The following is a 10,363-nucleotide window of genomic DNA, read 5'->3' on the forward strand; positions in this document are numbered from 1 at the left end:
CCCATTGTGGCTATGTAGAAGATAGAGATATTAACGCCGCTATCAATATTCTCAAAAAGGGACTAAGTACGGTAGGGCATACCGGAACTCAAGCTTGGGGAGAGATTCCCTCTGGTTTGGTTGGATACGTCCTGCCAGATTAAGGAAACTCAATGAACCAAGAATCCCTCGCTTTTAGCGACGGGAGTGTCAATGGAAGACACTGGCAACTTTTGCGCTTACGTCCGGTTGAGTTTCAGCGTAGATATTTTGACGAGTGGCGGCGATTTCTGTGTAAGCTTGACGCACTTCCGAGTTAACTGCCACCGTTTTCACATCGTAGATACGGGTAGCCAGTTGGGGATAGAAACCGATAGCGACAATCAAAGCGAGGAAAGAGACAGCGATAAAGATTTCTCTGGGTTTAGCGTCAATATATTCTGATTCATGAGGGAGGACACAGCTAGTACCGAAACAAACTGCCTGTTCGTTACTTTTGTTGGGGAGAATGTTAGTAATATCGCAGGAAGAACCATCTCCGTAGAAAACTTGACGAAGCATGGAGAGTAGATAAATCGGGGTGAGGATTAAACCAACGGAAGCGAGGAAGACAGTCACAACCCGGAAGGTTTGGCTATAAACGTCACTGCTAGTGACACCGATGAATACGGTAATTTCGCTGGCAAAACCGCTCATTCCAGGTAACGCTAGGGAAGCCATGGCGCCGGCAGTAAAGAGAGCGAAGACTTTCGGCATCGCTTGGGCAATCCCACCCATCTCGTTTAAAGCTAAGGTATGGGTGCGGTCGTAGGTGACACCAGCAAGGAAGAATAAGACGGCGGCAATTAAACCGTGGGAGAGCATTTGTAACATAGCACCGCTAATACCCACATCGGTAAAGGAAGCAATCCCTAAAAGGACGAATCCCATGTGTGAAACCGAGGAATAAGCGAGACGGCGTTTCATGTTTTGTTGACCGAAGGAAGCGAAAGCACCGTAGATAATATTAACGACACCGAGAATCGCTAGAATGGGGGCAAAGTAGATGTGTGCATCGGGTAGAAGCCCCATATTAAGACGGATTAAACCGTAACCACCCATTTTGAGGAGAACACCAGCGAGAATCATCGATACAGGTGCAGAAGCTTCACCGTGAGCATCGGGGAGCCAAGTATGGAGGGGGAAGATAGCGAGTTTGACCCCGAAAGCGATTAATAAACCAGCGTAAAGGACTAATTCTAAAGCGAGGGGATAATCTTTAAATCCTAATTCCGCCATATCAAAGGTCATCGCACCACCACCGTAAAGGGCCATGGCTAGACCGGCAACGAGGATGAAGATAGAAGCGGCGGCGGTGTAGAGTAAGAATTTAGTGGCGGCATAACGACGTTTTTGACCACCCCAGATGGAAACGAGTAGATAAACGGGAATTAACTCGATTTCCCACATTAAAAAGAATAATAATAAGTCTTGGGCGACGAAAACACCAATCTGAGCGGCGTAGAGCAACAGCATCAGGAAGTAGAATAAACGGGGTTTGCGGTCCACTTGCCACGCGGCCAAGATAGAAAGGGTTGTCACTAATCCTGCTAATAAAACTAACGGTGCCGAGATACCATCCACCGACACCGCCCAACTTAAACCTATTTGGGGAACCCAATCGATTTTTTCCACTAATTGTAGGTTGGGGTTGCTTAAATCATATTTTTGTAAAAAAACGTAGCACATTAAAACAAAGTCTGCTAGTCCGACTCCAAGAGCGAACCAACGAACAGTTTTTCCTTCTTTGTCGGGGATTACAGGGATAAGGAAGGAGGAAAGCAAGGGGAGCAAAATGATGGCAGTGAGCCAGGGGAAGTTAGCCGTTAGCATGGCAGTAAGAAAAAATACCTATTTCGTTATGTGTTCATTTTATGCGACTTTGTAAAATTTTGTGAATATTTTTTGGCCTGCCTTTACCATAGACTTTTATAGATAGTTGGCGCATCATCATCGATTAACCTAAATAAGCTTGTTTGACGCGCTCATCCTTGAGTAAATCCCCGGCTTCTCCGGCGATAGTCAAGCGTCCCGCTTCCAAAACATAGCCGCGATTGGCAGTTTCTAGGGCTAAATTGGCGTTTTGTTCCACTAACAGGATAGTTACTCCCGATTCGTTTAATTGACGGATAATACTGAAGATTTCTCGCACTATCTGCGGCGCTAGTCCTAAACTGGGTTCGTCTAGTAACAATAACTTGGGACGACTCATTAAAGCTCTGGCGATCGCCAGCATCTGCTGTTCCCCACCGCTTAGGGTTCCCGCTAACTGCTCTCGGCGCTCCGATAGTCGGGGAAACAGTTGCCACTGCTCTTCGATATCGCTTTTTACTGCTAGGCGATCGCTTCTCGTATAAGCACCTAACTGCAAATTTGTCAAGACTGTTTGACGCGCTAAGATTCTTCTCCCTTCCGGACTATGGGCAATTCCCCGCTTAACGATTTCATGGGGCGGTAAATGGGTAATATCTTGACCCTGATAAATTATTCGCCCCGTCTTTGCCGTTAAAATCCTAGATATCGTCTTTAGAGTCGTCGTTTTTCCTGCTCCGTTCGCTCCAATCAGGGTGACAATTTCCCCCGTTTCTACCCTTAAGCTAACCTGCTGTAATGCCTTTATTCCGCCATAATTAACCGATAAATCGCTAATTTCTAACATAAACCCAGTCAAATCCCAATAGGATCACTATAGCAGTTACCAGTTACCAGTTACCAGTTACCAGTTATCAGTTACCAGTTACCAGTTACCAGTTATCAGTTACCAGTTACCAGTTACCAGTTACCAGTTACCAGTGATCAGATGTGAGTTTTTAGTCAGGGATAAGGAGGAATTCCGATCATTTGTACTAAAATTTCCAAGACGCAGATTAACAGTGCTGTCTTTTCGCTGCCTACTGTTTACTGATAACTGTTTACTGATAACTGATAACTGATTATCTGCCTAAAACTTCCAAGACAACCGGGGCAACTCCCGATTGGAAGACACCGATAATCGCTGCCGCACCTCTAGAGAGATCGATGAGGCGACCACCGCTAAACGGACCGCGATCGTTAATTCGCACCACCACCGAGCGCCCGTTACGCAGATTAGTTACCCTAACCTTGGTGCCGAAAGGTAGATAGCGATGGGCGGCGGTTAAACTACTAGAGTTAAAAGTCTCACCACTAGCGGTGCGACGACCGTGAAAACCAGGACCATACCAAGAGGCCATTCCCTTTTTACGGGGGCGGCTGCTGGTTTTTACCGCTTGGCTTGTTTTCGGCTTCTCTGCTGGTGTCACTGAGGCAGGATTGGTAGCTGGGGCATTAGCTGGGGCCGGCTTGACTTGATTGGGTTGTGATTGGGGTTGTATCGTCGAAGGAATGGCCTCTTGGGTCCGGGGTGTAACGCTTGCAGGGACGGTATTTTCTTTGTCCACTAGGGACTCCAAAGTTTTTAGAATTTCGTTAGCATTATCTTGAACCGAACGTGATATCTTAATACTTGAATCATTTGTTCGACTATTAGAAAAAGCGGACAGAATGGTTTGAGAGGTGGACTCGATAACAGTTTGACGCTCTACGCTAATATCCGTCAGGCTGTTGCTGTGTCCTGCTGTCTGGGAACAAATTATCGAAGCTGTAGTCCCCACTACGGTAAGGGCAGTTACAGCTTGTAGTTTGTTGATCAGTTGTTTATTCATAGACTTTCTTATTGTGCGTTAGCAAGTTCCCAATGCAAAGCTGAAGGAACTTGCTAACATTCCTTTGTGCTTGCAGAGCTAACTTGGTTGCTTTCTGTTCAACCGTATCACGGAAAATTGGTTGGTCATTACGAGAATTTGTATCGTTATCGGGCAAGAGAATCAAAAATTTAAATAAAGGGTTGACTGGCGCTAAAAACCAAGTTAAGATGATAGGTTTTTAATTTTTTGTGTCCTAGAGGGGATCAAGGTTAGGAAAACTTAGGGAATTAGTGAAATTTTGAGAGGGAATAATGCTAGTATTGACAAGGCTTTCAAGGATTATCAGCCCTCCTCGATTTGCCTCTATCGATGCAGATAATGGTTAATAAAACTGTTTTGTTCGCTACAAAAAACCAGATTTTTAAGATAAATGTTAAATCGGGCTAAGGGTCAGAGATAAAAAATTATAATAGGGGCTTGACAAGGAACTAAAAATAAGCTGTTATTAGCCAAACTTAACAACGCAATCAGAAATGTTAATACAGGCTAATACTAAATCCTGTTTAAAAGGGATAGGGGATTGGGGAAGTGGGGAAGTGGGGAAGTGGGGAAGTGGGGAAGTGGGGAAGTGGGGAAGTGGGGAAGTGGGGAAGTGGGGAAAGAAACCTCTTTCATCTGTGGGGGTGAAAATTTTTTCATCCGGCCCGACTCCTAACCCCACGAAAAGCTTTTTCGGCAAACCCTATCTAATTGTGTGTTGGGTTTTTTTAGGTCAATCCAACCGACAAGAGCGGCTATAAAATCTAATATAATCAAGACAGCAGGTCATCCCATAGGTAATTCTCAAATGAATTATAAGATTGACATAGAACAAGAAGAAGATGGACGATATATTGCTGAAATCGTCGAACTTCCGGGAGTTTTAGTCTATGGCAATAGTCAACAGGAAGCTATGGCTAAAGTTCAAGCACTTGCCTTGCGTGTCTTAGCCGATCAACTTGAACAGGGAGAACTTCCAGAAAATCACCTAAATTTATCATTTGTTGCTCTATGAGTCAATGGTCAGCAACGAAAGCCAAACAAGTTTTAAAAGCATTAAAAAGCATAGGTTGGAAAATTAAACGACAGACAGGCTCTGATAAAATTTTAGACAGGTCTGGCTAGAATGATGTCGTTTTTGCTTGCCATGATGGCGATGAAATTGGACCGAAAATGTTAGCAAGAATTGCTAAATTAACAGGATTAACTCCAGATGACCTCTAAGTATTATAATCATAACGCACCAATTTAACGACAAAGTTGGTGCGTGGGGCGCGGATTATTGATTTTGTTTTTTTAACAGAATTGGTAGCCGCAAACACGCACCCTACAAAATCTGATAGTTGCATTAAACAAAGTTAAAATAACTACTATTTAATTGTAAACTACTATTATCTTGAACAACTGCTATCAAATCTGTACCATTATAAATAAGTGTATCTGAAGCACCTCCTCCAACCATATTTTCTTTTTTAAGAGTAATAGATACTCCACTTCCTTTAACTTGAATGCGATCAACAAAAGAGGTAAAATCAGCTATTACTGCATAACCAGGTCCCATATTAAGATTACCTCGATTAGTCCCAATTACAAATGTATCACGACCCGCACCTCCAACTAAAGTATCATATTCTGGGACAGTGAGACCGGGGATGCCGTAGTAATAATTAAGAGTGTCCGATCCTTGTAAAATATCGTCACCATCGCCCCCGGCAAGATAGTCATTCCCTTCACCTCCCGCAAGAGTATCATTTCCAAGACCGCCATATAAACGATCACCCCCACCAGCCCCAAAAATATAATCATTTTGAGCAGATCCGTAGATTATATCGCCATTTTTAGTACCAGTATAACTGGTAGGAGGAGTATAACTAGGCATATTTAATTACCTCAATTAAAAAGTGGTTGTTTACTAATCATTTACAATAAGTTATAGTTCTACATCATTCAATTAGTCAACACTAGGAATTATGCTAGAATCTGACTAGGAAATTTTCAGGCAAAAATTTATGGATACCAATAATGACCCTTTTTCCCGAGCTATGAGTCAATGGGACTTAGAAACTCTTTATCTTGATCTTGCTTCTGTTAAGGGAAAGCGACTGACTCCTACTGAAAAAAAACATTTACAAGGATTACTCTGCGGTTATAGTCCCACAGAAATTGCTGAAAAACTCAAGAAGAGTCGTAAAGGCGTTGAGGTAGATTTATGTACTACGCTCTATCAATACGTTAAAGAACTGGTTGGTAATAATAATGGCAAGGTAGAGAATTGGCGTAATATTGCTGAATGGTTAGAGGACGCTGGTTATAAAAGAGATTTTTCTCTTGAATACGATGCCAGTGATTCTATTTCTGCCTTCATTGTTGTGAAAAGAGCGAATATAAAGATTGAAAAAAATCAATTGATGATTGATGTCAATATTCGTTTAGCAACTCCTTTGCCTTCAGAAATGTCAGCAATAAATATTGAAAATAGAGAAGAAGAAAATGACTAGGGGTTTCGGCTGGTTTTGGTAGGCACAATGTATTCTAAGATACAGTCGCTAGGTGAGTAGATTCGTCTATCATTCCGACAGATGAAGAGAACGATTTAAAATATCCTCAATACCGTAGGGACAAACGGGGGGAAACTCTAACCCCGTCTCTCTAAAGGCATCGGCACAAGCAACAGCATAGAGTTTAAATAGGCTTTCATCGGTTAAATATCGCCTTAAACTGGGGCTATCGTCCAAATAAAGCCTAATATTAGCTCTTTCTCGTTGAATAGTCCCCAGCCAACTGTGCGATCGCCGTTGAGGTTGATAGTCCCACTTTAATAAATGATGCAAAATTAATCTTAGACTAGCGAGTAAGCGATCGCGCTCCCGTTTCGACAAATCCCTTACCTCTTCGACTAAATTCTCAATATCTAACTCGGAAAACCGACCAGAGGCTAATAAATCGGCCATTTGTTCGGCCCAAAGTCCAAAGTCTTGCTCATAGGATGCCGTCATCGATTTATCTCCTTCTAAGCTCAATTAACATTATATTAAACCTCCTGCATAATTAATTTTTGATGGTTCAAAAACGGCAAAAATAAGGATTAAATGGCATAAAATCTGTAAATAGACCATTTAATTGATTATTATTCCAAATCCGTTTTTAATAGTGTGATTAACTCTCAAGTTATGAATTGTTTCTCCCTTTTCCCCACACCCCACACCCCACTCTCCTATACCTTTTCAACAGGATTTAGTATTATTCATTGATGGCCGAGAAACCGGTGTCTTTTCAGCGATCGCCGAACAATTAACGGGTTTTGCGTCTTCGGATGACATTATTATTAGAATAACGAGAAGGTTTTGGCCGGGGTTCTTTTCCCCCTCCTAATTCGCCGCTAACTTGCTGGAAAATATCGCGTCGAAGCACAGGATATTCCCCTATCCACTGGTCGAGTTGGGGAAGATGGACATCAGAAAGCTGATTGATATCCCCTAAATCGGGTTCTCGAGACATTAACAAAGCTTCGGCCACCATCCCAGGACGGATCGATTTATGAATGCGTTTGAGGGGAGCGCGAACGATCGCCGAAAAGCCAGTTGGATCACCGATTTCTAGATTAATACAGCGTTGGCGATTTTCGATAATCTCTAATTCCCCGCGTTTATTGACCCTTTCTTCTTCCCCGATTAATTCCTCGGTGACAAAAGCATCGAAAACGCGACCGCGCCAAAACCCTCCGTAGGGAAGACGACGATAGGTATTATTGCGAACACTGGCCCAATAAACCGGACCCCAGAGCCAATATAAACCAGCGATAATGTCGAAAATCAGTTTAATCGTTAAACCACCGGGGCCGAATAAATTACCGATTAACCAAGCTGCGGTGAGAGCGATGATAGAAATGAATAAACGGCGCAGAAAATCGGACCATTTACCCCAATAGTGAGCGTACTGGGGGCCGGTGGCGATAATCGGGACAATTTGCTCGATCGATTCACGGGTAAGGGGAACCAACATTATCAGTTATCAGTTATCGGTTATCAGTTATCGTGTGCCTAATTGATTCGTGAACGGGTAGGCTCCAGAAGAGGACGTTTACCTTTCATTTAGGTGCGCTATATCAGTTATTACAGCGTTTCTCATAACTAGATGAAGTGTAACCTAATTTGGTATCGACTACCGACTTCCCAAAACGAAAACTTTGTACCTCATCACTAAGATAAATGCTATAGTTTTGGGTAATTGTCTATCTGTTGGTCGCCATTCATCCCATCGCTAAAAGCGCGGGACTTCTGGGGAAATTTCAGTTAAAAATTAAATCCCTCAAGAAGTCCAATGAAACAATCTATAATAAAATCAATGCTGTTTTGTTCCCAAAGACTGCCACCATGACTTCTTCCCTGGCTAAATCCTTAAATTCTCAGACTGTAACCACTCAACATTTACCACCCTTAGAAAATGGGGATCGCTTAATTCGTCCCGAATTCGAGCGCCGTTATCAAGCTATGCCAGGATTAAAAAAAGCCGAACTTATCGAAGGAGTTGTGTATATGGCATCCCCATTAAGGTTTAAATTTCATGCTGAACCCCACGGACGTTTAATCACTTGGTTGGGAGTTTATCAAGCTGCTACACCCCAAGTACAAATGGGTATTGAGCCAACAGTTCGCTTGGATATCGACAACGAATTACAGCCGGATGGGGTGTTATTAATTAGTCAAGAAAGCGGGGGAAAATCAACCCTAAGTGCAGAGGGATACCTAGAAGGATCGCCGGAATTAGTGGTAGAAATTGCCGCTAGTAGTGCCGCCATAGATTTAGGGGATAAAAAACGTGCTTATCGACGCAGTGGCATTCAAGAATACCTGGTTTGGCAGGTATTTGATCAAAAAATTGATTGGTTTAGTTTACAAGATGGCGATTATATTTCTTTGTTACCCAACCAAGAAGGGGTGATTTGCTCTCTAGTATTTCCGGGTTTGTGGTTAGATATTTCAGCCATGCTCAACGGCAATATGTCACGGGTGTTAGACAGCTTAAAGGCTGGAATTAACTCGGCAGAGCATCAAGAATTTATCCAAAAGTTAATCGCAACGCAGTCGGGGGAAGCCAAATGAAACCTCCAGCTATTCTCATTTTAGGAGAAACCAGTATCCCCGTTGCTCGTCAAGTGCAGATGGCCATACCGGAAGCAGTGGTTTATGGGTTAATAAATCGTACCCATTCGGCTGATTTTACCTATACTAATTTTGGCGAAACGGTGCGAGAATTTTTCCAGACGGGAACGCCAATTATTGGCATTTGTGCGGCGGGTATTTTAATTCGCACTTTAGCACCTTTATTAACTAATAAATGGCAAGAACCACCTGTATTAGCGATCGCGGAAGATGGCAGCGCCGTAGTGCCTTTGTTGGGGGGTTTACAAGGGGTTAATGATCTCGCTCGTCAAATTGCCTCGGTTTGGCAAATTTCCCCGGCAATTACCACCACTGGTGATATTAGATTTAAAACGACTTTATTATCGCCACCACTGGGTTATCAGTTAGTTAATCCCGATGATGCTAAGAAGTTTCTTGCCGATTTATTGGCGGGTGAAAAAGTAAAATTAATTGGTGAAGCGGACTGGTTAAAAAATAGTAATTTACCGATTTCATCAGCAGCAAAACTGAGCATTGAGATTATCGATAAAAATAACTTAAACTTAGCAAAACCTAGCACTAACTGTTTAGTTTATCTCTGTGAGGAAAGCCAGCAAATTAAGGAAAAATCCAGTTTGTCCCCAGGGGATTTTGCCAACGAAAGTCAAGGTAAATTAGCCATAGTCGGAACCGGCCCTGGTGCGCTAAATTGGATGTCGCCGGAAGTTCGAGAAGTATTGGAAAAAGCCACGGATTGGGTGGGTTATAAAACCTATTTGGATTTGGTAGAATCCCTGCGAAAACCAGAAATTGTCCGCCATGAATCGGATAATCGGGTGGAACTCGATCGCGCGGAAATAGCCCTAGATTTAGCGGCTAAGGGGCGATCGGTTGTCTTAGTTTCTTCCGGAGATCCCGGAATTTATGCCATGGCCGCGGCCGTGTTTGAGGTATTAGAAAAAAAAGCAAAACCGGCATGGGATGCGATCGCAATTCAGGTCTGTCCGGGGATTTCGGCGATGCAAGCGGCGGCCGCAAGGGTTGGCGCACTTTTAGGACATGATTTTTGTGCGATTTCCCTATCAGATATTCTCAAATCTTGGCAGGTGATTTCTCAGCGCATTGAGTTAGCGGCCCGAGCAGATTTGGCGATCGCATTTTATAATCCTGTGTCTCAAGAGCGCACTTGGCAATTGGAGAAGGCAAAAGAGATTTTATTACAATGGCGCTCGCCGCAAACTCCTGTGGTACTAGCGCGTAATTTAGGGCGAAAAGGGGAAACAGTGACGGTGAAATTCCTAGAGGATATGACTATTAAAGATGCGGATATGCGAACCATAATTTTGATTGGATCGAGTAAAACTCGCCTTATTGAGCAGGGTAAAACCAAGCAATGGGTTTATACTCCACGTCACTATTAAGTGGTCGTTTGACACTCCCCGCTCTAAAGAGACGGGGATTCTTGGTTCACAGAGATTACTTGCTTAGACAGAATTGCTTCTGAAAAAGTAGAGGTAT

Annotated in this window: 10 protein-coding genes; 4 read left to right on the forward strand and 6 right to left on the reverse strand. The window is 43.1% G+C overall.

Going from position 1 to position 10,363, the window contains the following annotated elements:
• Positions 1-189: 189 nt before the first annotated feature.
• The 3 genes from BGL89_RS18115 to BGL89_RS18125 form a co-directional block, all read right to left on the reverse strand.
• Positions 190-1,851 (reverse strand): NAD(P)H-quinone oxidoreductase subunit 4, encoded by a 1,662-nt coding sequence (locus BGL89_RS18115; protein WP_286826930.1) that lies wholly within the window; start codon positions 1,849-1,851, stop codon positions 190-192.
• Between the two features lie 124 nt (positions 1,852-1,975).
• Positions 1,976-2,677 carry an ABC transporter ATP-binding protein gene (locus BGL89_RS18120; protein WP_286826931.1) on the reverse strand — a complete coding sequence of 234 codons (702 nt, stop codon included), beginning with the start codon at positions 2,675-2,677 and terminating at the stop codon, positions 1,976-1,978.
• Positions 2,678-2,951: 274 nt separating this feature from the next.
• Positions 2,952-3,701, reverse strand: coding sequence for a septal ring lytic transglycosylase RlpA family protein (locus BGL89_RS18125; protein WP_286826932.1), 750 nt, complete (start codon positions 3,699-3,701; stop codon positions 2,952-2,954).
• A gap of 829 nt (positions 3,702-4,530) precedes the next feature.
• On the opposite strand from BGL89_RS18125, the gene BGL89_RS18130 reads away from it, so the two are divergent.
• Positions 4,531-4,737 (forward strand): type II toxin-antitoxin system HicB family antitoxin, encoded by a 207-nt coding sequence (locus tag BGL89_RS18130; RefSeq protein WP_286826933.1) that lies wholly within the window; start codon positions 4,531-4,533, stop codon positions 4,735-4,737.
• 333 nt (positions 4,738-5,070) lie between these two features.
• Here the strand turns inward: BGL89_RS18130 and BGL89_RS18135 are convergent, their stop codons facing one another.
• The gene (locus BGL89_RS18135) at positions 5,071-5,601 is read right to left on the reverse strand and encodes a calcium-binding protein (protein ID WP_286826934.1); all 531 of its coding nucleotides are present in this window, start codon (positions 5,599-5,601) and stop codon (positions 5,071-5,073) included.
• A 130-nt stretch (positions 5,602-5,731) separates the two neighbouring features.
• On the opposite strand from BGL89_RS18135, the gene BGL89_RS18140 reads away from it, so the two are divergent.
• Positions 5,732-6,220 carry a helix-turn-helix transcriptional regulator gene (locus BGL89_RS18140; RefSeq protein ID WP_286826935.1) on the forward strand — a complete coding sequence of 163 codons (489 nt, stop codon included), beginning with the start codon at positions 5,732-5,734 and terminating at the stop codon, positions 6,218-6,220.
• Positions 6,221-6,289: 69 nt separating this feature from the next.
• Here BGL89_RS18140 and BGL89_RS18145 read toward each other — a convergent pair whose 3' ends face one another.
• The gene (locus BGL89_RS18145) at positions 6,290-6,718 is read right to left on the reverse strand and encodes a DUF29 domain-containing protein (RefSeq protein WP_286826936.1); all 429 of its coding nucleotides are present in this window, start codon (positions 6,716-6,718) and stop codon (positions 6,290-6,292) included.
• A gap of 295 nt (positions 6,719-7,013) precedes the next feature.
• Positions 7,014-7,724 carry a DUF8619 family protein gene (locus BGL89_RS18150; protein ID WP_286826937.1) on the reverse strand — a complete coding sequence of 237 codons (711 nt, stop codon included), beginning with the start codon at positions 7,722-7,724 and terminating at the stop codon, positions 7,014-7,016.
• A gap of 371 nt (positions 7,725-8,095) precedes the next feature.
• Between BGL89_RS18150 and BGL89_RS18155 the strand changes: the two genes are divergently transcribed.
• Together BGL89_RS18155 and cobJ are read left to right on the forward strand one after the other, a co-directional pair.
• A complete protein-coding gene (locus tag BGL89_RS18155; protein WP_286826938.1) occupies positions 8,096-8,824 on the forward strand; it encodes a Uma2 family endonuclease in 729 nt (242 codons plus the stop codon).
• The gene (gene cobJ / locus BGL89_RS18160) at positions 8,821-10,266 is read left to right on the forward strand and encodes a precorrin-3B C(17)-methyltransferase (RefSeq protein WP_286826939.1); all 1,446 of its coding nucleotides are present in this window, start codon (positions 8,821-8,823) and stop codon (positions 10,264-10,266) included. The genes BGL89_RS18155 and cobJ overlap by 4 nt, the downstream gene beginning before the upstream one ends.
• The last annotated feature ends 97 nt before the right edge of the window (positions 10,267-10,363 follow it).

Origin of the sequence: Microcystis sp. LSC13-02, assembly GCA_002282935.1 — a bacterium.
GTDB lineage: Bacteria > Cyanobacteriota > Cyanobacteriia > Cyanobacteriales > Microcystaceae > Microcystis.

What these genes read in the sequence shown, in the direction of transcription:
- cobJ (WP_286826939.1), top strand. Translation starts at nt 8,821, where the DNA reads ATGAAACCTCCAGCTATTCTCATTTTAGGAGAAACCAGTATCCCCGTT.
- BGL89_RS18155 (WP_286826938.1), top strand. Translation starts at nt 8,096, where the DNA reads ATGACTTCTTCCCTGGCTAAATCCTTAAATTCTCAGACTGTAACCACT.
- BGL89_RS18140 (WP_286826935.1), top strand. Translation starts at nt 5,732, where the DNA reads ATGGATACCAATAATGACCCTTTTTCCCGAGCTATGAGTCAATGGGAC.
- BGL89_RS18120 (WP_286826931.1), bottom strand. Translation starts at nt 2,677, where the DNA reads ATGTTAGAAATTAGCGATTTATCGGTTAATTATGGCGGAATAAAGGCA.
- BGL89_RS18150 (WP_286826937.1), bottom strand. Translation starts at nt 7,724, where the DNA reads ATGTTGGTTCCCCTTACCCGTGAATCGATCGAGCAAATTGTCCCGATT.
- BGL89_RS18145 (WP_286826936.1), bottom strand. Translation starts at nt 6,718, where the DNA reads ATGACGGCATCCTATGAGCAAGACTTTGGACTTTGGGCCGAACAAATG.
- BGL89_RS18130 (WP_286826933.1), top strand. Translation starts at nt 4,531, where the DNA reads ATGAATTATAAGATTGACATAGAACAAGAAGAAGATGGACGATATATT.
- BGL89_RS18135 (WP_286826934.1), bottom strand. Translation starts at nt 5,601, where the DNA reads ATGCCTAGTTATACTCCTCCTACCAGTTATACTGGTACTAAAAATGGC.
- BGL89_RS18125 (WP_286826932.1), bottom strand. Translation starts at nt 3,701, where the DNA reads ATGAATAAACAACTGATCAACAAACTACAAGCTGTAACTGCCCTTACC.
- BGL89_RS18115 (WP_286826930.1), bottom strand. Translation starts at nt 1,851, where the DNA reads ATGCTAACGGCTAACTTCCCCTGGCTCACTGCCATCATTTTGCTCCCC.